The sequence below is a fragment of the Humibacter soli genome (genome assembly GCF_054779035.1).
Window position 1 is genome coordinate 2,527,076 of record NZ_BAAGYX010000001.1, and the last position, 22,134, is coordinate 2,549,209.

General features: G+C 68.6%; 20 protein-coding genes. 12 read left to right on the plus strand and 8 right to left on the minus strand.

Annotated features, from left to right (window positions below):
- Window positions 1–57 precede the first annotated feature (57 nt).
- Window positions 58–2,178 carry an acyl-CoA dehydrogenase family protein gene (locus tag ACYVDN_RS11715; protein WP_460571609.1) on the minus strand — a complete coding sequence of 707 codons (2,121 nt, stop codon included), beginning with the start codon at window positions 2,176–2,178 and terminating at the stop codon, window positions 58–60.
- A gap of 497 nt (window positions 2,179–2,675) precedes the next feature.
- A complete protein-coding gene (locus tag ACYVDN_RS11720; protein ID WP_460571611.1) occupies window positions 2,676–3,644 on the minus strand; it encodes a DUF4436 domain-containing protein in 969 nt (322 codons plus the stop codon).
- Between the two features lie 54 nt (window positions 3,645–3,698).
- Between ACYVDN_RS11720 and ACYVDN_RS11725 the strand changes: the two genes are divergently transcribed.
- From ACYVDN_RS11725 to ACYVDN_RS11735, 3 genes are all read left to right on the plus strand, one after another.
- Window positions 3,699–4,253: a DUF1697 domain-containing protein gene (locus ACYVDN_RS11725; protein WP_460571613.1), complete on the plus strand. Its 555-nt coding sequence runs from the start codon at window positions 3,699–3,701 to the stop codon at window positions 4,251–4,253.
- Window positions 4,250–4,864 (plus strand): YdeI/OmpD-associated family protein, encoded by a 615-nt coding sequence (locus ACYVDN_RS11730; RefSeq protein WP_460571615.1) that lies wholly within the window; start codon window positions 4,250–4,252, stop codon window positions 4,862–4,864. The genes ACYVDN_RS11725 and ACYVDN_RS11730 overlap by 4 nt, the downstream gene beginning before the upstream one ends.
- Window positions 4,865–5,061: 197 nt before the next feature.
- Window positions 5,062–5,886 carry an MBL fold metallo-hydrolase gene (locus ACYVDN_RS11735; protein WP_460571617.1) on the plus strand — a complete coding sequence of 275 codons (825 nt, stop codon included), beginning with the start codon at window positions 5,062–5,064 and terminating at the stop codon, window positions 5,884–5,886.
- 236 nt (window positions 5,887–6,122) lie between these two features.
- Here ACYVDN_RS11735 and ACYVDN_RS11740 read toward each other — a convergent pair whose 3' ends face one another.
- The 4 genes from ACYVDN_RS11740 to ACYVDN_RS11755 all read right to left on the minus strand — a co-directional run bounded on the left by ACYVDN_RS11740 (window position 6,123) and on the right by ACYVDN_RS11755 (window position 10,718).
- Complete coding sequence (locus tag ACYVDN_RS11740) at window positions 6,123–6,632, minus strand: putative immunity protein (RefSeq protein WP_460572337.1); 510 nt, start codon at window positions 6,630–6,632, stop codon at window positions 6,123–6,125.
- Window positions 6,633–6,696: 64 nt separating this feature from the next.
- Entirely contained in the window at window positions 6,697–8,529 is a 1,833-nt protein-coding gene (recQ, locus tag ACYVDN_RS11745) for a DNA helicase RecQ (RefSeq protein WP_460572339.1), read from the minus strand.
- 249 nt (window positions 8,530–8,778) lie between these two features.
- On the minus strand, window positions 8,779–10,203 hold the full coding sequence (locus ACYVDN_RS11750; protein WP_460571619.1) for an MFS transporter: 1,425 nt from the start codon (window positions 10,201–10,203) through the stop codon (window positions 8,779–8,781).
- Window positions 10,200–10,718 carry a helix-turn-helix transcriptional regulator gene (locus ACYVDN_RS11755; protein ID WP_460571621.1) on the minus strand — a complete coding sequence of 173 codons (519 nt, stop codon included), beginning with the start codon at window positions 10,716–10,718 and terminating at the stop codon, window positions 10,200–10,202. Before ACYVDN_RS11755 ends, ACYVDN_RS11750 begins: the two co-directional genes overlap by 4 nt.
- 82 nt (window positions 10,719–10,800) lie before the next feature.
- On the opposite strand from ACYVDN_RS11755, the gene ACYVDN_RS11760 reads away from it, so the two are divergent.
- The 5 genes from ACYVDN_RS11760 (at window position 10,801) to ACYVDN_RS11780 (ending at window position 15,531) form a co-directional block, all read left to right on the plus strand.
- Window positions 10,801–11,403 (plus strand): hypothetical protein, encoded by a 603-nt coding sequence (locus tag ACYVDN_RS11760; RefSeq protein ID WP_460571623.1) that lies wholly within the window; start codon window positions 10,801–10,803, stop codon window positions 11,401–11,403.
- A 234-nt stretch (window positions 11,404–11,637) separates the two neighbouring features.
- Window positions 11,638–12,366 carry a YcnI family copper-binding membrane protein gene (locus ACYVDN_RS11765; RefSeq protein ID WP_460571625.1) on the plus strand — a complete coding sequence of 243 codons (729 nt, stop codon included), beginning with the start codon at window positions 11,638–11,640 and terminating at the stop codon, window positions 12,364–12,366.
- The gene (locus tag ACYVDN_RS11770) at window positions 12,363–13,040 is read left to right on the plus strand and encodes a copper resistance CopC family protein (RefSeq protein WP_460571627.1); all 678 of its coding nucleotides are present in this window, start codon (window positions 12,363–12,365) and stop codon (window positions 13,038–13,040) included. Before ACYVDN_RS11765 ends, ACYVDN_RS11770 begins: the two co-directional genes overlap by 4 nt.
- Before the next feature lie 157 nt (window positions 13,041–13,197).
- Window positions 13,198–15,054: an MFS transporter gene (locus ACYVDN_RS11775; protein WP_460571629.1), complete on the plus strand. Its 1,857-nt coding sequence runs from the start codon at window positions 13,198–13,200 to the stop codon at window positions 15,052–15,054.
- Between the two features lie 9 nt (window positions 15,055–15,063).
- Window positions 15,064–15,531, plus strand: coding sequence for a MarR family winged helix-turn-helix transcriptional regulator (locus tag ACYVDN_RS11780; RefSeq protein ID WP_460571631.1), 468 nt, complete (start codon window positions 15,064–15,066; stop codon window positions 15,529–15,531).
- Window positions 15,532–15,825: 294 nt separating this feature from the next.
- Here ACYVDN_RS11780 and ACYVDN_RS11785 read toward each other — a convergent pair whose 3' ends face one another.
- Window positions 15,826–16,734: a LysR family transcriptional regulator gene (locus tag ACYVDN_RS11785; RefSeq protein WP_460571633.1), complete on the minus strand. Its 909-nt coding sequence runs from the start codon at window positions 16,732–16,734 to the stop codon at window positions 15,826–15,828.
- A 70-nt stretch (window positions 16,735–16,804) separates the two neighbouring features.
- Between ACYVDN_RS11785 and ACYVDN_RS11790 the strand changes: the two genes are divergently transcribed.
- On the plus strand, window positions 16,805–18,103 hold the full coding sequence (locus tag ACYVDN_RS11790) for a YeiH family protein (RefSeq protein WP_460571635.1): 1,299 nt from the start codon (window positions 16,805–16,807) through the stop codon (window positions 18,101–18,103).
- A 204-nt stretch (window positions 18,104–18,307) separates the two neighbouring features.
- Here ACYVDN_RS11790 and ACYVDN_RS11795 read toward each other — a convergent pair whose 3' ends face one another.
- Window positions 18,308–19,057, minus strand: coding sequence for a FadR/GntR family transcriptional regulator (locus tag ACYVDN_RS11795; protein WP_460571636.1), 750 nt, complete (start codon window positions 19,055–19,057; stop codon window positions 18,308–18,310).
- Between the two features lie 131 nt (window positions 19,058–19,188).
- Between ACYVDN_RS11795 and ACYVDN_RS11800 the strand changes: the two genes are divergently transcribed.
- The 3 genes from ACYVDN_RS11800 to ACYVDN_RS11810 all read left to right on the plus strand — a co-directional run bounded on the left by ACYVDN_RS11800 (window position 19,189) and on the right by ACYVDN_RS11810 (window position 22,133).
- Complete coding sequence (locus ACYVDN_RS11800; RefSeq protein WP_460571638.1) at window positions 19,189–19,497, plus strand: UxaA family hydrolase; 309 nt, start codon at window positions 19,189–19,191, stop codon at window positions 19,495–19,497.
- Window positions 19,476–20,639, plus strand: coding sequence for a UxaA family hydrolase (locus tag ACYVDN_RS11805; RefSeq protein ID WP_460571640.1), 1,164 nt, complete (start codon window positions 19,476–19,478; stop codon window positions 20,637–20,639). Before ACYVDN_RS11800 ends, ACYVDN_RS11805 begins: the two co-directional genes overlap by 22 nt.
- A gap of 66 nt (window positions 20,640–20,705) precedes the next feature.
- On the plus strand, window positions 20,706–22,133 hold the full coding sequence (locus tag ACYVDN_RS11810; RefSeq protein ID WP_460571642.1) for an NAD-dependent succinate-semialdehyde dehydrogenase: 1,428 nt from the start codon (window positions 20,706–20,708) through the stop codon (window positions 22,131–22,133).
- Window position 22,134 lies beyond the last annotated feature (1 nt).

Here is a 22,134-nt window from a genome sequence, read left to right on the forward strand (position 1 = left end):
GCAGCGGCGGGCCGGGCGCGCCACCCAGCCACCCTCGCGGGAAGGCGGCGCGGCGGCTCAGCCCTCCCGCTGGGCCTTGTGCAGCACCTTCTCCTCGATCGGGGCGGTGCCGGAGGAGCGCTGCTGCCGGAAGTACTCGCGCGCCTCGGTCTGACGCTCCGCCTCGGCACCGCTCGCGATCTTCGCGCGCAGGTGCTCCTGCTCGAACCCGAAGGCATCCACCAGGCTCTGCGCCTGCGGGCGAAGTCGGGCGACGAGCCGGTCGATGTACGCCGAGACGGCCTGGGCGCGTTGGGGCGACAGACGGCCATGGATGATGTGCCATGCCACATGCTTCTCGATGAGTCCCAGCCCGAAGAGGTCACGCAGCCACGTCAGCACCTGCTTGGTGCCGGCATCCTGTACCGTGTCGAGCGCCTCGGTGAACGCCTCCCACTGCAACAGCTCGCCGTGGGCGCGAGCAGCCTCGATCAGCTCGTTCTGCTGCGAGTTGAAGAGGTCGGCGGCCTTGTCCTTCGGCAGCTTGTTCGCGTTGCGCAGGCGCGTGGCGACCTCGGAGATCATGGTCTCCACGCGGTCGGTGAGCAGCTCTCGCTGGGTCTCCGGGTCGCGCAGCTGGCCGACCGAGCGCGCCGTCGAGCCGAAGTCGGCGACCGTCTGAGCCAGTCGGCGGAGTCCGCTGCCGTGGTAGGCACGGTCGGCGGCCTGACCCACGACGTAGCGGGCCAGCGCACCGGCATCCGCCTTCGCGAACTTCTTCGAGTAGTCGGTCAGCAGGCGCTTGGCGACGAGCTGCAGCAGCACGTTGTTGTCACCCTCGAACGTGACGTACACGTCGAGATCGGCGCGCAGGCCCGTGATGCGGTTCTCGGCGAGGAACCCCGCTCCGCCGCATGCCTCGCGCGCCTCCTGCAGAGTGTCGAGCGCGTGCCACGTCGACAGCGGCTTGAGCGCCGCAGCCAGTGTCTCGAGATCTTGGCGGTCCTCGTCGGAGTCGGCCTTGCCGCTGAACACCTCGTCGAACTTCACCAGGAGCTTGTCGTGTGCGAAGGCTTGCGCATAGGTCGTGGCGAGGCGAGGGATGAGCCGCCGCTGGTGACGCTGGTAGTCGAGCAGAACCTCTTCGTCGGTGTCGCTGCCCGCCGTGAACTGGCGGCGCTGGTTGCCGTAGGTGATCGCGATCGTGAGACCCATCGCGGCGCCGAGCGTCGCGGCGCCGTCGAGCGAGACGCGACCCTGCACCAGGGTGCCGAGCATCGTGAAGAAGCGGCGGCCGGGGCTCGCGATCGGGCTGGTGTACGTGCCGTCCTCCGCGACGTCGCCGTAGCGGTTCAGCAGGTTCTCGCGCGGGATGCGCACACCGGTGAAATGCAGGCGCCCGTTGTCGATGCCATTCAGACCACCCTTGAGGCCGTCATCCTCTCCCCCGATTCCCGGGAGGAACTCGCCCGTCGCCGCGTCGCGGATCGGCACGTAGAAGCAGTGCACCCCGTGGTTGACGCCGTTGGTGATGAGCTGTGCGAAGAGCGTGCAGGCGATGCCGTCTTTCGCCGCGTTGCCGAGGTAGTCCTTCCACGCGCCGCGGAACGGAGTGTCGATGACGAACTCCTGGGTGGCGGGGTCGTAGGTGGCGGTGGTGGCGATGGATGCGACATCCGATCCGTGACCCGTCTCGGTCATGGCGAACGCGCCTGGCACGTCGAGGCTCATGATGCCCGGCAGCCACTTCTCGTGGTGCTTCGCTGTGCCGAGGTGCAGCACGGCGGCACCGAACAGGCCCCACTGCACGCCGCTCTTGATCTGCAGGGACGGGTCGGCGGTGACGAGCTCTTCGAACCCGGCGATGTTGCCACCGTGGTCGTCGCCTCCGCCAAGTGACTTCGGGAAGGCCCGATGCACCTGTCCGTTCTCGACGAGCAGCTTCAGCTGGCCGAAGACCCTGGTGCGGTGCTCGTCGAGGCTGAGCCCCTCGATGCGCTGCATGTCGGGGTTCTTGGCCAGCTCGCGAGCGGCGATGCGGATGTCGGCCCACGTGCCCATCAGCCGACGGCCGAGCTCGGCGACATCCATGGTCGCGGGCGGCGCATCGACGTCGATCGGGCCGGTCTGAGCCGTGTAGTCAGTGCGCTGAGGGCGCGTGGTGCGCTCGGTCGCGGGCGTCGAGGCGGTGTCAACCATCGCAAGGCCTTCTTCCGTGGGGTTGGTCGGGGACATGCCGGCGGGTGCGGCAGCGGCGAGTTCACGGAATGCCGCGCGCGGTGCAGCGGGCAGACATCCCGTTTCTTCCCATCACGGTAGGTCGGCAGTCTGTGAGCGGCCAGTTCGCCGTACGGATGCGACAAACGCGGTTCGGGGCGACCGCCGGATGCCTGTGGGATTGCGCAACCGCGCCCACCAGCCCCCGCCCGGGCCTGCCGACCCCGGCCCCGCCGGCCCCGGCCGGGCCAGCCCCCGCCGATCCAGCCCCCGCCGGGTCCCTGCACCACCCCGGGCGCGCATAACTCCTGCAAAAACGGACGGGCCGCCATCCGCGGCCGCGGAATCACGCGGGACGCCGGCCCGGCGTCAGCAGATCTGCAGGAGTTATGAACCGGGTCGGCCGCCAAGCCGAGGGAGCGGGCTGAGGCCGACGGAGAGGGCCAAGCCGAGGGAGATGGCTGAGGCCGAGGAAGGTTTCAGGGGCCGCCGGGAGGCGGTTGGTTCGGACGCGACCAGCGCGACCACGCAGCGACATAGATCACGAGCCCGGCGATCAGGCCGAAGACGACCCAGAGCACGACGGTGAAGTCGATCCAGGAGCCGATCGGGGGCGATCCGGGCAGGAACCCGCGGAGCGGGATGGTGGCGAAGAGCATTGCGCCCATCCACCCCATGAACGACGGCTCGAGCTTGCGCTTGCCGCGGAACGCCATGATCGCCACGTACAGCACGAGACACGGCATGGTGACGAGGAGGGCGAGCAGCACGACGGCGAAGGCGATCGTGCTGCCGGAGCGAGGCGCCCACAGATCGATGGTCGGCGTGGTGTTGAGAGCCTCCGGCAGCGTCTGCGGCATCTCAGCCGGCGCCTTGCCGATCTGCTGCGCGTCGACGGTCCACCCCGGAACCCCGCCGGTCAGCCAGACATGCGTGGGAATCGGGCGCGCGACCCCGTCGGAGACGACGTACGCGAGGACCGTCATGGGGTTCGCGCGGTAGACGTCGAACGGCCAGTTCTCGATCTCGCCGCTCGTGAGCAGCTCGACCGGCTGAGTGGACGGAGCCGATTGCGCCTTGAAGACGATCGCCTGGCTGCCCTGAACGGGCGAGACGATCACGTGGATGTCGGTGGAAAGGGAGAAGTGATCGCCGGTGTAGAGGGAGTCCGACGGGTCGATAGCGACGTTCATGCCGATGCGCTGCGCCGCAGCATCCACCCGTTCGACTTTGAGCACGACGGTGACGCCACCGGAAGCCGGCTCCGGTTCCGTCGGTCCGAACCCCTCCACCCGGCCGCTCAGCGCGTAGAGAGTGACGACGACCGCGTACACGACGATGAACGATCCGACGATGATGATGAGCAGTCGGGAGACGCGAGGTCGCCGTCGCAGAGGATTCGTGCGCGTCGAGTCGTCACTCGCGTCGGTGTTCGCGCCGTCCCCCACGCGTGAGAGCCTACGGCGCGCCGAACGTCGGTGGGCACTGCCATGCTGGATCTCATGACCCGCTTCATCGCCCTGCTGCGTGGCGTCAACGTCGGCGGCCGCACGATCAAGTCTGCAGAGTTGGCCGATGTGTTCCGCTCGCTCGGATACGAGAGCGTGAAGACCGTGCTCGCAAGCGGCAACGTGGTGTTCGAGGCGGATGGCGGGGCCTCGGCTCTGCGGTCGCAGATCGAGAAGGCGCTCGGCGACCGCTTCGAGTACGACGCGAGAGCGCACGTGCTCGACACGGATGCGCTTGCAGCGACGATCGATGCGTATCAGTTCGAAGCGCGTGACGGTTGGCATCGCTATGTCGTCTTCCTGATCGGCGCCGCGCCGGGCGGAGTGGGAACCGAGCGTCCCGCGGAGCTCGACGAGATCGTCCACAATGCGCTCGAGCTCGAGCTCGATCCGGCACTGGAGCAGATCGCCGACGGCGGATCGGTGCTCTATTGGACGGTCGAACGCGGCCACACCCTCGACAGCGTCGTCGGCAAGCGACTCGGCACCGCCCGCGGCAAGGCCCTCACCACGAGCCGCAACCTGAACACGTTGGGAAAGCTGCTGTGAGCCCGGCGACCTCGGGCGGCTCCTCCTCGTCCGAGCGCCCCGTGCTGCGGGTCGCCGACGCGGATGCCTGGCGCGTGTGGCTCGAAGCGAACCACGCGAGCAGCAAGGGCGTGCAACTCGTTCTGGCGAAGGGCTCCGCCGCCGGCATCCGCTACGCGGAGGCGCTCGACGAGGCGCTCTGCTTCGGCTGGATCGACGGGCGCAAGCAAGGCATGAGTGACACGGAGTGGGTGCAGATCTTCACCCCGCGCACGGCCAAGAGCATCTGGTCGCAACGAAACAGGGAGCACATCGCCCGGCTCGAGACGGAGAACCGGATGACCGACGCCGGTCGCGCCGAGGTGGAGCGCGCCAAGGCGGACGGCCGGTGGGATGCCGCCTACGCCGGATCGAGCACGATCGAGGTGCCTGACGATCTGGCCGCGGCTCTGGCGGCCAGTCCGGAGGCCACCGCGATGTTCGCCACGCTGACGAGTCAGAACAGGTTCGCCATCCTGTTCCGCATCGGCAACGTGAAGCGGGCGGAGACGAGGGCGCGCAAGATCACGGAGTATGTCGCGATGCTGGAGCGCGGCGACACGATTTACCCGCAATTGAGGCGAGAGCGGTGAAAGCTTGCTTTCATCGCCGAGCCGATTGCAGCGGGTTGAGTGGCGGCAGCCGCGAACACCCGCAATTGAGGCGAGAGCGGTGAAAGCTTGCTTTCATCGCCGAGCCGATTGCAGCGGGTTGAGCGGCGACAGCCGCGAACACCCGCAATTGAGGCGAGTTGAGCAGCCGGGAACCCCCGCGGAGGAGATGGACTGATATGACGATCTGGATCTGCGCGACCTGCGGCGTCGAGCACGCCGACACTCCTACGCCACCCGCCGAGTGCATCATCTGCAGCGATGACCGGCAGTGGGTGCCACGCACCGGCCAGGCCTGGACGACGGCAGATGAGCTGCGTGCCGCCGGCATCCGAGTCGCGGTCGAGGAGATCGAGCCCGGCCTCATCGCCCTGACCAGTCAGCCGTCGGTGGGCATCGGCCAGCAGTCCATGCTGGCGACCACGCCTGGCGGCAACGTGCTGTTCGACCCGATCGGTTACGTCGATGACGATGCCGCGGCACGCGTGCTCGAGCACGGTCCGGTGATCGGCATCGTCGCCAGCCATCCGCACATGTACGGCGCACAGGTGTCGTGGTCCCGAGCACTGGGCGACGTACCGGTGTACGTCAACGCCGCGGACGCCGAGTGGGTGCGCAGGCCGGACGCGAGCATCCGGGAGTTCGAGGGGTCCCTCGAACTCGCCACGGGCCTCACGCTGCACACCCTCGGTGGGCACTTCAAGGGCAGCACCGCCTTGCTGTGGGACGCCGGCGCGGATGGCAAGGGCGTGCTGTTCGCGGGCGACGCGATCTTCCCGAACCCGAACGGTACGTCGGTGTCGTTCATGCGCAGCTTCCCCAACCTCGTACCGCTCTCCGCGGCGGTCGTCGAGCGGGTCGCGTCGAGCGCGCTGGCACTGCGGTTCGACCGGCTCTACAACAACTTCGGCCGGAGCGTGCCGTCGGATGCCCACGCCGTCGTCCGCGGCTCGGCCGACCACTACATCGAGTGGGTGCGCGGCGATCACGACGACCTGACGTAGCGGCGACGAGTGCGTGCGGCTCCCCATTGAGCGCGCCCGTCTCGCGATGTCGTTTCGATTGCAAAAAACGCGCTTGACCAGCGCGGGAACCGCGTTTTTTGCAATCGAAACGGTAGGGGTGCTCGAAACGGGACGGGCAATCGAAACGGTACGGGTGCTCGAAAGGGGACGGGCAATCGAGACGGTACGGGTGCTCGAAACGGTACGGGTGCGGGGGGAGTGGGCGGGCTGACGGATCAGTCTGAGGAATCGGCAGTCTGCGGTCGCGACAGGTCCGCCTGGATCTCGCGGATGGTCGCGGCGAGCATGCCGGATGTGAGCAGCCCGGGACCCAGGGGTCCTGACGAGTCGTCGCCGAGTGGCGGCAACAGGCGCAGGGCCTCTCGGACGTCGATCGTCATGCGCCTGAGCTGCCACCGAACTTCTTCCGCCCGGCCGACCTCTGCGTCGGGCGCAGCCTGAGCGGCAGCCTTCGCCGCGTACGCCGCCGCACCCAGGGCATGCGCGCCCATGTGCGCAACGCCCGAGGCTTGCCCCGCGGCGTGCGCGGCCGCCCTTGCCGCGGGACTCTTCACCGAGTGGATCGCACGACCCGCGACGAACCGTCGCCGAACCTCGCCGGCCGTGTCGAGCTCCCCACGGCCGAACGCCCTCGCACGCTCGATGCCGTCTCGGGCGCGATCGTCGTCCGGCGCCTCGGCCTCGAACAGCGGTAGAACGCGTTCCGCGCAGTCGGCCGCCCACAGCCCTCAGCGACGCCGATCGGCTTCGCTGAGGGTCTGTGACGATGCCACGACATCGGCTCCGGAGTCAGGCGGCCGCGGCGACGACGGCGAGAAGCTGCTCGCCGTAGGTCTCCAGCTTCTTCGCGCCGACGCCGGAGATCTGGGCGAGCTCGTCGAGCGTTTCTGGGCGCGCCGCCGCGACTCCCCGCAGTGTGGCGTCACCGAAGACGATGTAGGCCGGGACCCCCTGCTGCTTCGCCTGCTCGGCGCGCCAGGCACGGAGGGCTTCGAACAGCGGATGCGCGGCATCCGGCAGCTCCGCGATACTCGCCTTCGCCGCACGGGAGCGCGAAGCAGGGCGGTCGGCCTGCTGTCGGAGCAGCACGGTGCGCGATCCGTTCAGCACCTCGGCGCTGGCCGGCGTGATGATCAGCGTGCCGTAGCCGTCGTCGTTCACCGCGAGCAGCCCCTGCGCGAGCAGCTGCCGCACCACGCCGCGCCACTGCTGCTCGCTGAGGTCGTCGCCGATGCCCCAGGTGCTGAGCTCGTCGTGCCGATATTGCTCGACCCGCGGCGTGCGCTTGCCCCGCAGGATGTCGACGAGTTGCCCAGCCCCGAACTGCTGGTTGCGCTCGCGCTTCAAGCGCACCACCGTGCTGAGGAGCTTCTGTGCTGCGATGGTGCCGTCCCAGGTCTGGGGCGCGTTGAGGCAGGTGTCGCAGTTGCCGCACGGCTCCGAGGGCTGACCGAAGTACTGCAGCAGGTTCTGCCGCCTGCAGTGCACCGTCTCGCAAAGAGCCAGCATGGCATCGAGGTGCGCCGACATGCGACGACGATGCGCGAGGTCGCCAGGTGACTGCTCGATCATGCGGCGCTGCTGCACCACGTCTTGCAGCCCGTACGCGAGCCACGCGACCGCCGGCTCGCCGTCGCGACCGGCGCGGCCCGTCTCCTGGTAGTAGCCCTCGACCGACTTGGGCAGATCGATGTGCGCGACGAACCGTACGTCGGGTTTGTCGATGCCCATGCCGAAGGCGATGGTCGCCACGATGACGACGCCGTCTTCCCGCAGGAAGCGGGACTGCGTGCGGGCGCGAGTGCCGGCATCCAAACCAGCGTGATACGGCATGGCGTCGATGCCCTGCTTCTTCAGGTGCTCGGCGGTCTGCTCCACCGAGTTGCGGCTGAGCGCGTAGACGATGCCGGAAGCCGGACCACCGTCTGCCGGGCCGGCGAACTCCCCCTGGATGAAGTCGACGAGCTGACGGCGCACGTCGTTCTTCTCGACGATGCGGTACTGGATGTTCGGCCGATCGAAGCTCGAGACGAAGTGCTGCGCGTTCTGCAGCCGCAGCCGCTCGGTGATCTCCTTGTGGGTCGCCTCGGTGGCCGTCGCGGTGAGCGCGATGCGCGGCACCTCCGGCCACCGCTGAGCGAGCTCGGAGAGCCCGAGGTAGTCCGGCCTGAAGTCGTGACCCCACTGCGACACACAGTGCGCCTCGTCGATCGCGAACAGGGCGATGCGTCCCCGGCCGAGAAGCTGCTTGGTCTGCTCCGACGCCAGCCGTTCGGGAGCCACATACAAGAGGTCGAGCTCACCGTGCAGGTAGGCGCGCTCGACGGATGCCCGCTCGCCGGCATCCTGAGTCGAGTTCAGGAACGCGGCCCGAACACCGACGGCCGTGAGAGCCTCGACCTGATCGTGCATGAGCGCGATGAGCGGAGAGATCACGATGCCCGTGCCCTCGCGGACGATCGACGGCACCTGGTAGCAGAGGCTCTTGCCGCCGCCGGTCGGCATCAGCACGACGGCGTCGCCCCCATCGATGAGCCGGTCGATGATCTCGCCCTGCTCGCCCCGGAACGCGTCGTATCCCCACACGGTGTGCAGAACGTCGAGCGGTTCTGCGCCGACCATGCGGCGCACGGATGTCTGTTCCAATCGCGCCTCGAAGTCGTCGACGACATCGGGCGCGTCGCCAACGCCGCCGCTCGACCCGCGATCAGCCCTGCCGCCGCCACCCGACAGGAACTCGGGCCCGTACTCGTCGTCGGGCGGCACGTCGTCGTCTGTACCCCACGAACCGCCGTCCAGCGGGACGGGATCGAAGCGGTCGGGGATGCTCACCGGTCCAGGGTACGCGGACCCCACGACGCGATGGCGTCCTCACGGGCTGGCGGGGGAGGGAGGGTTCTCCACAGGGCGATCGCGGGAGAGACTGGCAAGTCGAGTCCCTGGGAGTGCGATCGCCCCGAGAGCGGCGGCGACGCAGATCACGACCAAGACGGCACCCACCTCGTGCAGCGCCGAAACCGGACCCGCGACATCCGCCGACGTCGCGTACAACGACGCCAGAAGGCCGATGCCGAACGAGCCGATCACGCGCTGCCAGATGCTGAACAGGCTGTTCGCATCGGGAAGGGCATGCTCTGGCAGCGGCTCGATCATGGCCGTCAGCAGCGGCGTGACGACGAGGCCGAGGGCGGCTGCACGGCACGCGAGCACGAGCGAGATCAGCCAGAGCGGTGTTGACGCCTGGATGAACAGCACGCCTGTCCCGGCGAGCGCGAGCAGTCCGAAGCCGGCGATGACGGTCCAGCGAATGCTCCACCATCGCAGCAGCCGCCCACCCAGCCCCATGCTCAGGCCGGTGAGGATGCCCTGCGGCAGCATCGCCCAGCCCGCTTCGAGCGCGGATACGCCCCGCACCTGCTGCGCGAACACCGGCAGCAGAAAAACGGTGACGTACGTGACGACGGTCGCCATGCCGCAGAGCAGGAGGGAAAGCCATCCGGTTCGCGTGCGCACCAGCCTGAGGTCGACGACGGGATGTCGGGCGCGACGCGCAACGAGCGCATACGCCACCAGCAAGACCGCCCCCACCGTGACCGCAACGACGGTGGCGGGAGCGCCCCATCCCGCCGTGCCTCCCGTGCTCGCGCCGTAGAGCAGCGCAGTGAGGCCGAGAGCGAGGAGCAGCCATCCCACCGCGTCGAAGCGCGCCGCACGATCGGGCGGGGTCGGCGCCAGGCCCGACGGGAGGCGCCACGCGGCGAGCGCCGCGAGACATCCGATCGGAAGGTTGATGAGGAAGATCCACCGCCAGCCGCCCGCCCCGATGAGGAGCCCGCCGATGGTCGGCCCGATCGCGGGGCCGAGGAACAGCAGAACGCCCGCGACCGGCGACACGGCGCTTCGCGCGCCGGAGCCGCCGAGGAGCATGCTCATCGCCAGCGGCACCAGCGGAGCTCCGGCGAGGCCCTGTACGACACGGGCCGCGACCAGCGCCCCGATCGACGGCGACACCGCGCACAGCACGGATGCCACGGTGAACGCCACCAGTGCGACGCGATACACCGGGATGACGCCGAAGCGTCGCGAGAGGAAAGGAGTCGTCGTCAGACCGACGCCGAGCGCGAGGAGGTACCCGCTGACCGCCCACTGCACCTCGCCGAGGCCCGCATTCAGCTCTCGCGCGATGGGAGCGACGGCGACGTTGACGATGCTGGAGTCGAGCATCGTCAGCAGCGGACCGGCAAGGAGCGCGAACTGCACCGTCGCGCCGAGGCGGGTCCGGGCATCCGTCGTCATGAGCCTGCCGCGGAGACTCCGAGGTCGAGCGAATCGAGCCAGGCCAACTCCTGCTCCGCCCGACGAACGAGTTCGTGCAGCACGACGAGTCCCCAGACGTCGTTGTGCGCGCGGGCCTCGACCTCGTCCAGGTGGGCGACTTGCGCTCGCAGTGCCTCCATGCGCCGCCGCACGACCTCGGCACGCTCGTCCGGCTCGATGAGATCGAACTGGCCGATGCGGGTGAGGAACTCGAGGTCGTCTCCCGCTTGATCCATGGGGAGGTCGGCGATGAGGTCATGCAGGACCTCTCGGCCGACATCCGTGATCTCGTACACGATGCGAGCGGGCCTGCCGCTCTGCTCCTCTACCCGTTTGACGACAGCGCCCGCCTCTTCGAATCTGCGGAGCGCCGGGTACAGCGCGTTGTTGTGCAAGGTGAAGCCGGTGGTGCGCTCCACGTTCTTGCGCAACTCGTAGCCGTGCGTCGGCCGGGCACTGAGGTGGCGGAGAACGACGATGTCGATGTAGGACATGTAGTCCAGTTTGACATAGGTACAACTGGATGAACACATCATGTCATAGCCTGGATGTCACCCACTCGCATTGAGGACCGGCATGACACCACGCGGCATCCGCACTCTCCGCGGCATCGCGGCCGCGGGCTTCGCCGTCTTCGTCGCCGCGCTCTTCCACGACGCCGCGGGTGGCGGACTCCCCTCGCCGCTTGCCGTGGCGCTTTCGCTCGCGTTCGCGACTCCGCTCTGCATCGCGCTGGCCGGGCGGCACATGGCGCTCTGGCGCCAGGCGGCATCCGTCGGTGTCAGCCAGCTGCTGCTGCACCTTCTGTTCGGACTGGGCGGAGATTCGACCGGCACCATGCTCACGGCACCGGCCGGGCACCTGCACGCCGGCATGCACATCGGACTCACCGCAGGTCACGCCGTCGCGATGCACGACGACAGTGCCGCCATGCTGATCTCGCATGCCGCCGCGGCGGTCGTGACCGTCATCGCGCTGCGACACGGCGAGGGGACCCTCACCGCGCTCGCCAACTTCACGGCGCTGCTGGTCACCTCGATCAGCAGGATCGTCGTCGTCCCGATGCCGTCAGCGGTGCGGATGCCCGTGCAGACGCGCCCCCTCACCCTTCGTACGCCGAGGCTGGTGCTCGGCTCACTGCGTCACCGCGGTCCACCGACGCTCGCGCTCGCGGCCTGACCGCGCATCCCGGATCCCGCCTCGGGTGATGCCCGAGCGCACCTCGCCGCCTGCCCCGAATTCTGGTCCCGTTCCGTCGCTACCGCCGCCTGGATGCGACACGAAGAGGCCCGGAGTCTGGTGGGCCATTCGGCGATTCCAGTGGATGCGCGGCGTGAGACAGCCGCGGCCTTCACCCACCCCACTTTCCACGCCCGCGCGGAGATATGCGCGAGCAGGCATATGAAGAGAGCAATGACAATACGAAGAAGACTCGCGACCGCTGGAGCGGCCGTCATCGTCGCAGCAACACTCGCACTGGCCGCACCCTTGGCGGCGAGCGCGCACGTTCGCGTCGACCCGGACCAGGCGGCGGCCGGAAGCTACGCCGTGCTGACGTTCCGCGTTCCTACCGAGTCGGCGACAGCCGGCACGGTCAAGCTCGAGGTCGACTTTCCGACCACCACGCCGTTCACCTCTGTCTCGTATCAGCCCGTGCCCGGCTGGTCGGCCGTAGTGACCACGTCGAAGCTCGCGAAGCCCGTGAAGATCGCGGGCGCCACAGTGACGGAGGCTCCGACGAAGGTCGTGTGGACCGCCGACCACGGCGTGCAGATCGCGCCTGGTCAGTTCCAGCAGTTCAGCGTGTCAGCAGGCATCGTGCCGAACACCGGCAAGGTCGAGCTGCCGGCGACGCAGACCTATTCGGATGGCACGGTCGTGAAGTGGGATCAGCCGACGCCTGCATCGGGACAGGAGCCCGAGCATCCAGCGCCGACGCTCTACATCAACGATCCGCCGCCCGGATCGCAGGTCGCCTCGGTTCCCACGGTGACCACGTCCCCCAGCGGTGACGACAACTCGACGACGGTCGACCTGTCGTCGACGGATGCCGTCGGCATCGGGCTCGGAATCGGCGGCCTGGCGCTCGGTGCCATCGCGCTCGTCATCGCGGTTCTCGCGCTGACCAGACGGAAGGCATGATGCGCGCGAGGAACGCCACCACGCAGGCACGGACTGCCGCTCCGCGTCAGCGCCGCTCCGTCGTGCACGCGCGGCTCGCTGCCCTGGCGGCCGCGGCCGCGCTCGGCGCGACCGCACTGCTCGGCGTCTTCGTCGCGGCCCCGGCGAGCGCGCACGACTACCTCGTTGCGAGCACCCCCAAGGCCGGGTCCACGGTGACCACGCCGCCGCACGAGGTGAGCCTCACCTTCGACGACGTCGTGCTCGACCTCTCGAAGACCGGCCCCTCTGCGCTGCTGCAGGTCACGGGGCCGGGCTCCGGCTCGAAGCATTTCGAGACAGGATGCCCGACGGTGAGCGATCGCAACGTGTCGGCCCCCGTCGCCCTCGGCGGCCCCGGTGTCTACAAGGCGACGTGGCAGATCGTGTCGGCCGACGGCCACGTCGTCTCGGACTCGATCACCTTCACGTATCGACCGCCGGCCGGAACGAAGGAGGCTGCCGGCTCATCCGTCAGCCCGTGCAAGGGCGCAGGATCGACCGCAGCGGCGACCGCGGGCGCTGGCACTCCAGAGGGGACGGTGAGCTCCAGCGCGATCGTCGTCGTCGTGGTGATCGCCGTCGCGATCGTGGTGCTCGCCCTGGTCGCGGTGCTCGTCATCGTGCTGACCCGCCGCAAGAGCCAGGAGGACTGAGACCCACTTCCGTTGGTCGAGTAGCGCCGGCGCAAGGTCGACGCGTATCGAGACCCGGCACGCTACTCGACCGGCGGATGGGCACGAGAACGCGAGCATCGGAGTATAGTTGCTTCACGGCAAGCAACTAATTCTGTCGTAACGTTCCTGGAGTCACGTGACCACCGCCACCACACCGCCGCCCTCCCGCGCCCTCTTCACCAAGGACCACCCCCGCTACAAGTGGGTCGCCCTGAGCAACACCACGCTCGGAATGCTGATGGCGACGATCAACTCGTCGATCGTCATCATCTCGTTGCCGGCCATCTTCAAGGGCATCCGTCTCAACCCCCTCGAGCCCGGCAACGTGAGCTACCTGCTCTGGATGCTCATGGGGTACATGCTCGTGACCGCTGTGCTCGTCGTCACGTTCGGCCGCCTGGGCGACATGTTCGGCAGGGTGCGCATCTACAACCTCGGCTTCGTGGTCTTCACGCTCGGTTCGATCGCTCTGGCCTTCGACCCGTTCACGAGCGGCGCAGGCGCGATGTGGCTCATCGCATGGCGGTTCGTGCAGGGCATCGGCGGCGCGATGCTGTTCGCCAACTCGACAGCGATCCTGACGGATGCCTTCCCCTCCAACCGCCGCGGCATGGCGCTCGGCATCAACCAGGTCGCCGCCATCGCGGGTAGCTTCATCGGCCTGATCGTCGGCGGTCTGCTGGCCGTGATCGACTGGCGGGCAGTCTTCTTCGTGAGTGTTCCGATCGGCATCATCGGCACGATCTGGTCGTACATCTCCCTCAAGGAGGTCGGCACCAAGAACCCGGGCAAGCTGGACTGGCCGGGCAACATCACATTCGCCGTCGGTCTGACGGCGCTGCTGACCGCGATCACGTACGGCATCCAGCCCTATGGCGGGAGCACCACGGGCTGGACGAACCCGTGGGTCATCGGCGGCATCGTCGGCGGTATCGCGCTGCTCGTCGTGTTCACGTTCATCGAGCTGCACTCCAAGGCGCCGATGTTCAACATGCGGCTCTTCAGAATCCGCGCCTTCGCCATGGCGAACCTGGCGGGACTTCTCGCCTCCATCGGACGCGGCGGACTGCAGTTCATGCTGATCATCTGGCTGCAGGGCATCTGGCTCCCGCTGCACGGCTTCAACTATGTGGACACGCCACTCTGGGCCGGTATCTACATGCTGCCGATCACGATCGGGTTCCTGATCGCCGGACCGCTCTCCGGTGTGCTCTCCGACCGCTTCGGCGCTCGCTTCTTCGCGACCGCCGGCCTGGTGCTCGTCGCCATCACGTTCGTGCTTCTGCTGCTCATCCCTGTGAACTTCGAGTACTGGCAGTTCGCCATCATCACCGGCCTCTCCGGAATCGGCTCCGGCATGTTCGGTGCCCCGAACCGCACAGCGATCATGAACAGCGTGCCGGCGAATCAGCGGGGTTCGGCATCCGGCATGGCGGGCACGGTGCAGAACGCCGGAACGTCGCTGTCGATCGGCCTGTTCTTCTCGCTCCTCATCGCCGGCCTCGCCGCCTCGCTGCCGAGCGCCCTCTACAACGGTCTGACCTCGCACGGTGTGCCGGCGGCCGCGGCACACAAGATCGCGGAGCTTCCGCCGGTCGGCAGCGTGTTCGCCGCGTTCCTCGGGTACAACCCGATCCAGAGCCTGCTCGGACCGACGGGCGTGCTCGCCAAGCTGCCCGCGGCGGACGCCGCGACACTCACCGGCAAGGAGTTCTTCCCGCAGCTCATCCAGGATGCGTTCCACAACGGCCTGGTCGTCGTCTTCACCGCCGCCGCGATCATGTCGCTGATCGGTGCCATCGCATCGTTCAGCCGGGGCAAGAAGTACGTTCACGTCGACACCACCCCGACGCACCTGCCCCACTCGAGCCACAAGCACGGCTCGGCCTCGAGCACGGCTCCTCGCACCGCATCGACCCCCGTGGTCGTGACGGCGACCGAAGCCTCGTCGCCGAGCATCGACACCGCTGGACGCGGCAGAGCCGCGGATTAGGATCGAGGGATGTCCGCCACATCCGAACCGGCGCCACTGGACCGCGCCGAGACGGCCGCCCGGCTTGCTGTGGCGATCGGACGGATCAACCGCCGCATCCGACCGGTCGGCGAGGGCCTGACCCAGGCGCAGCTCTCCGCACTGTCGAGCATCGTGCGCAAGGGTCCGCTGCGCCCTGGAGACCTGGGCCGGCTCGAGTCGATCGCCGCCCCCAGCGCCACCCGGGTGATCGCGGAGCTCGAGTCGCGCGGGCTCGTCGGGCGCGAGGCCGATCCGCTCGACGGACGCTCCTCGCTCGTCAGCGCCACCGACGCCGGCGCCGCTGCGGTGCACGCGGCACGCGCCGAGCGGTCGGAACGCATCTCGGTGCTGCTTGCAGGCCTGGATGACGAGCAGCTCGCGACCGTGGCGGCGGCGCTCGGCGCCCTGGAGATCACCGCGGCGTACGTGCCCGAGAAGGCGGTCGCGGGTCGCTAACGCATACCGCCGCCCCACCGCGGGTTGAAGAGCACGCCACAGGCGCACGTCCCACCGTAGGTTGAAGAGCACGCCACAGGCGCACGTCCCACCGCGGGTTGAAGAGCACGCCACAGGCGCACGTCCCACCGCGGGTTGAAGAGCACGCCACAGGCGCACGTCCCACCGCGGGTTGAAGAGCACGCCACAGGCGCACGTCCCGAAACCGCACCGCGTCGAATGCCGCGACGGGGTTTCAACCCACGGTGGGCCCCGCTTCTCGGTGCTCCTCAACCCGCGAGGTGGAGTCGGTCCTCACTCAGCGACGGCGCTGATCGCGAGGAGCGCTCCGGCGAGACCTCGCGGCGGGGAGGTACGGCGCCAGACGGCGCGGATCCTGCGACCCAGGTCGACGCCTCCTACCGGAACCTCGACGAGCTCCCCCGTGGCCAGCTCCGCCTCGACAGCGAGCCTGCTGATCACGGTGGCGTACGCACCGTCGCGCACCGCCAGCTTGATCGACATGGTCGACCCGAGCTCCATGATCGGCTCCGGCGCCAGTCCCAACTCGGCGAGGGCGTGGTCGAGCACGCCGCGGGTTCCCGAGCTCTCCTCGCGAAGCACCAGCGGTGCGTGTGCGAGCTCGGTTGCTGTGATGGGAGTCATCCGCTGCGCCCACGGATGGGATGCCCCGACGACGACGACCAGCACGTCATCCGCTATCGCGCGTGAGCGCAGCCCGCTCGGAGCCTCCGGCCCCTCGACGAAGCCGATGTCCGCCGCGCCGCCGCGCACCGCCCTGGCGACTACCTCGCTGTTGCCGGCCTGCAGTGACACGGAGACGTCCGGGAACAGCCTGCGAAGCGACTGCAGCCACTTCGGCAGCAGGTAGTCCGCCACGGTGAGCGAGGCCGTGATGCGCACGTGGTTGGCACCCTCGGCCGAGAGCGTGGCGGCCCCAGCGGTGAACTCGGAAGCGGCGGTCAGAAGCGGTGCGGCCCAGTCGAGCACGACCGAGCCCGCTGTGGTCAGGCGGGAACCCGTCGCACGGCGATCGAGAAGGATGACCCCGAGCGCGCGTTCCAGCGCACGGATGCGCTGGCTGGCCGCCGGCTGGCTGATGCCGAACCGCGCAGCCGCGGCGCCGACGCTGCCCGCGGCGCTCACCTCGGCGAGCAGCGCCAGTCCCGCGATGTCGGGGTACTGGTCGATCATCCTGGGCATAAGGCGATCTTATGTCGATGACCGGAACCGGGTCTTCTCCGATTGCGCACGGTCGCCGAGTCTGGAAGCTATGCCAGAGGAACACCCATCGGACGAGCCCGTCGCGTCGTCGTCCGGCACGAAGAACACCCCCGCGGGCGCGGACACGAAGGAGACCGCTTCGGAGCCATCCGTTGCCTCCGACCTGCGCTGGTGGCAGCGCCGCGGGCTCCGCCTCGTGCCTGGCCTCGCGGTGGTCATCGTGATCGCCGCGGTGGCGACCTGGCTCGGCACCCTCGCACCCGTCGTCGGCGCACCGGTGTTCGGCATTGTGCTCGGCGTGATCGTTGCCGCCGTGTTTCGGGGCCCGTCCGCCATCGGCCCCGGCGCCGCCATCGCGGGCAAGCGGGTTCTGCAGGCGAGCGTCGTGGTGCTCGGCACGGGGCTCTCGCTGCGGCAGGTGTTGACCGTCGGCGCGACATCCCTTCCGGTGATGCTCGGCACCCTTGCCGTCGCTCTGCTCGGAGCCTGGCTGATCGGCAAGGCGCTCAGGGTCAACGGGGACATCCGCACGCTGATCGGCGTCGGCACCGGAATCTGCGGGGCGTCGGCCATCGCGGCGACCACCTCGGTGATCGGCGCGACCGAGGCGGAAGTCGCCTACGCCATGGGCACGATCTTCACGTTCAACATCGCCGCCGTGCTTCTCTTTCCGGCACTCGGGCACCTGATGGGTCTGTCGCAGCACGCGTTCGGCCTGTGGGCGGGCACCGCGATCAACGACACGTCGTCGGTCGTGGCCGCCTCGACCGTGTACGGGCAGGCCGCCGCCTCCTACGGCGTGGTCGTGAAGCTGACGCGCACGCTGATGATCATCCCCATCTCGTTGGTGCTGGCCTTCACCACCGCTCGCCGGCAGGCGCGATTGCAGCCGGCGACAATGCCCGCGGTGGATGCCCGGCCCTCAGCCTCAGCGCCCGCTTCGGCATCCGCCGCGTCAGCATCCGCCCCCGCTTCAGCATCCGCCGCGTCACCTGCCCCCACCCCCGACCCCGCCGCCGGGCCGGCCCCTGCCGCCGCGCCGGCCGCGCGGCCTCGGAAGTCCACTTGGCGGAGCGTGCCCTGGAAGAAGGTCGTTCCGCTGTTCCTCGTCGGGTTCCTCGCTGCGAGCGCGCTCGACACGCTCGGGCTCATCCCGGCGTCGTGGCACGCTCCTCTGTCGACACTGAGCACCTTCATGATCACGATGGCGTTGACCGGTATCGGTCTCGGCACACGTTGGGCGACCATCCGCACGGCGGGGCACCGCCCGCTACTGCTGGGCGGACTGCTCTGGGCGCTCGTCGCGCTGACCAGCCTCGGCCTGCAGGTGCTCACCGGCACCATCTGAGCGTGGGGTGCCCACATTCACGGCCCCGCGCCCCGCGCGAGCCGTGCCCCGCGCGAGCCGGTGCTGAAAATCGGAGATCTGCAGGGATGCCCGGCGTGTCGAGGGGCCTCCCCGGCGCGTCGCCGCAGAACTCCGAAATCCAGCGGAGGGAAGAGCGGAATGACGGAGCCGAAAGGGTGGAGGGAGCGCCGAGGAAGAAGTGGGTCAGGCGCCCTCGGCCTGGTTGCCCTCGCGGTCGGCCAGCTGACGGGTGACGCGGGAGAGTGCCGCCCGCCGCGCGCCGTCGACGTGCCGGGCAGCGGCCTCACGCGCTGCCACCGGGTCACCCTCAAGCACGGCGTTCAGGATGCGCTGGTGATCCTCTCTGGATTGCTCGAGTCGTCCGGGGATCTGCAGCGTCGTCTCCATGCCCTCCGCGAGGATCTGCTGCAGCACGCCGAGCGTGCGAATCAGGAACCGGTTGCCCGCCGCCTCGACGATGCTCATGTGGAAGGCCGCGTCCAAGGTCTGGAGCTCTCGCCAGTCGATCTCATCTCGTTCCGACGCACGCATGAGTGCGTCGAAGGCGGCCTGAACCTGTGCCAGCTTCTCCGGCCGACGGCTGCTTGCAGCCCACGCCGCCGCCGGCAGCTCCAGCACTTCGCGCATGTCGTACAGCTCGGTGAGCGTCATCTGTTCGTTGGCCACCGCTGACTGCAGGCTGCGTGTCGTCGGGTTCTCCGCGACGAAGACGCCCGTTCCATGCCGCACATCGACTCGACCCTGCGCCTTGAGCCGCTGCATCGCCTCCCGCAGGGAGGGACGGCTCGTTCCGAGCAGAGTCGCGAGCTCGCGCTCGGGCGGTAGCCGGTCGCCCGGCCTCAGGCTTCCGCTCTCGATCACCTCGAGAATTCGCTCGGCGATCAGATCGGAGACGTTGCCCTGACGAACGGGTTTCCACACGGAAGAGGCCACAGCATCCTGCTTTCATCCGGGCAACTGGCCTGGCCACTTTACCACGGGCATCCGGGGTCAGTTCTCGACTCGCCGCTCTTGTGCTACCATCGCATCCGTCAGTGGTAAGACCTCTAGCCAAGGAGTAATTGATGTCCGACAACGCATCAGTTGCCGGGTTCCTGGCCCATGACGACGGGGATGTCGTCGCAGTGGCCATCAGAGACCTGGTACCTGGTTCCTACACAGGCGGCTACCTTCACGGGCCGGCCTCGATCGTCGTCGACGTGCTCGACGAGGTGCCGCTCGGGCACAAGCTCGCGCTCGTCGACATCGCCGAAGGGCAGGCGATCACGGAGTACGGACTGCAGGTCGGTGTCGCGACCCAGCCCATCTCGAAGGGGAGCTACGTACACGTCCACAACGTAAGGAGCGCACGGTGGCAGAACAGCATCGCCTGACCGGTTTTCGGCGGGAGAACGGATCGGTCGGCATCCGCAACCACACGGTCATCCTGCCGGTCGACGACCTTTCGAATGCGGCCGCTGAGGCCGTCGCGCGAGTGGTGCCCGGCACCCTCGCACTGCCGCACGCCTACGGTCGCCTCCAGTTCGGGCCCGACCTCGAGCTGACGTTCCAGACCCTCATCGGCACCGGGTCGAACCCCAATGTCGCCTCGGTCGTCGTGATCGGCATCGAGCCGAACTGGACGGACCGGGTCGTCGAGGGCATCGCCAAGACAGGGAAGCGCGTGCAGGGCTTCTCCATCGAGCGCAACGGCGACCTCAAGACCATCGAGCGCGCGGCGCGGGTCGCCGCAGCTTTCCTGCAGGAGGATTCCGAGCTCGAGCGGTCCGCAGTCGATCGCGGCGAGATCATGATGTCGATCAAATGCGGAGAGTCCGACACCACGAGCGGCCTCGGCTCCTGCCCGACGACCGCCGAGGCAGTGGACCGCTGGGTGGATGCCGGCGGTACGGTGCTCTTCGGTGAGACGAGCGAGCTGACCGGCGGAGAGCACCTCATCGCAGAGCGCTGCGTCGATGACGCGGTCCGCGCGAAGTTCCAGTCCATCTACGACGCATACATCGAGATGATCGACCGCACCGGCGCCAACCTGCTCGGCTCGCAGCCCACGCAGGGGAACATCCGAGGCGGTCTCTCCACGATCGAGGAGAAGGCGATGGGGAACATCGCCAAGACCGGGTCGAAGCCCGTCGTCGGCGCCCTCGAGCCGGCCGAGGTCCCGTCATCCGGCCCCGGCCTCTACTTCATGGACACCTCGTCAGCGGCAGCCGAGTGCATCACCCTGATGGCGGCGGCCGGAGCTGCGATCCACCTCTTCCCGACTGGTCAGGGAAACGTGATCGGCAACCCGATCGAGCCCGTCATCAAGCTGACGGCGAACCCGATCACCGCCGAGACGATGTCCGAACACATCGACCTCGACTGCTCCGGCCTCCTTCGCAGGGACTACTCGCTGACCGAGGCGGGCGACCGACTGATGTCCGTCATCGACCGCACGATCCGGGGAAGGCTCACCGGCGCGGAGGCGATGGGCCACCGCGAGTACGTGTTCACGCGTCTGTACCAGAGCGCCTGATGTGATGGGGCCGGGATGAGCTTCCCCGGCCCCATCTTCCATTTCGACATGAACAAGGAGGACGGTGTGGCCCAATCACTGGCGACGAATCTGATCGACGGGGCGTGGGTCATGCTCCCCGACGAGCGCGAGGTCTGCAATCCGGTCGACGGAAGTGTGGTCGGCACTATCGGCTACGGCGATGCGTCGACCGCCCGGGCAGCGGCGGACGCGGCGGCCGCGGCGTTCCCCGGCTGGGCCGACACACCGGCGCGGGCTCGCGGCGACATCCTGCGACGCGCCGCCGACCTCATCACGGAGCGGTCGGACGAGATCGGGCTGCTGCTCGCCAGAGAGGCAGGCAAACGCCTGCCGGAGGCAGTCGGCGAGGTGCGCTTCTCGGCGGAATACTTCCGCTGGTTCGCCGAGCAGGCGCGGCGCCCGTCGGGCGCACTCCACCCGAACGAGAGTCCAGCGAGCCGGCACCTGACGATCCACCGTCCCGCCGGGGTCGTCGCGTCTCTCACCCCATGGAACTTCCCCTGCTCGATCCAGGCACGCAAGCTCGCGCCGGCTCTCGCGGCGGGCTGCACCGTGGTGGCGCGCGTCTCGGAGAAGGCGCCACTCGCTGTCACCGAGATGATCCGGTGCATCGTCGACGCCGGCATCCCTGACGGCGTCGTCAACCTCGTGCACGGACCGGCGTCCGCAATCACCGACGCCTATCTCGAGCATCCGGCCGTACGCGTCGTGACGTTCACCGGGTCGACCGGCGTCGGCCGTTCGATCATCGCCAAGGCGAGCCAGCGGGTCGTGCGTCCGCTGATGGAGCTCGGCGGAGATGCCCCCTTCATCGTCTTCGACGATGCGGATCTGGATGCCGCTGTCGAAGGCGCCATGATCGCCAAGTTCCGCAACACGGGCCAGTCCTGCATCGGTGCCAACCGATTCTTCGTGCACTCCGCGATCGTCGACGAGTTCACCGAGAAGCTCTCGGCAAGGGTGAATGAGATGACGGTGGGAGACGGCTGCGCGACGACCGTGCCCGACCTCGCGGCGTGCATCGACGCCAACCGGGTGCGCTCCGTCGAGGGGATGATCGCCGAGGCCATCGACGCGGGCGCCGCGAAGATCACCCGCGACTTCGACCTTCCAGGGCCATCCTTCGCCGCCCCCACCCTGCTCGTCGACGTGCCGGACAACGTCGCGCTCGCCAAAGAGGAGGTCTTCGGCCCCGCCGCCGCGATCTTCCGCTTCGACGATGAGGACGAGGTCGTCGCCCGTGCGAACGACACCGAGATGGGTCTCGCCGGATACTTCTACACTCGCGACCAATCCCGCGTGTGGCGCCTCTCGGAGCGACTCGACGTGGGCATCCTTGGCATCAACAACCCCTTGCCGACGGTGTGCTTCGCCCCGATGGGCGGCACCAAGCAGTCCGGGCTCGGGCGAGAAGGCGCGGATGTGGGTCTCGAGGAGTTCCAGGAGACCCGCTACCTCGCCATCGGCGTCTGAC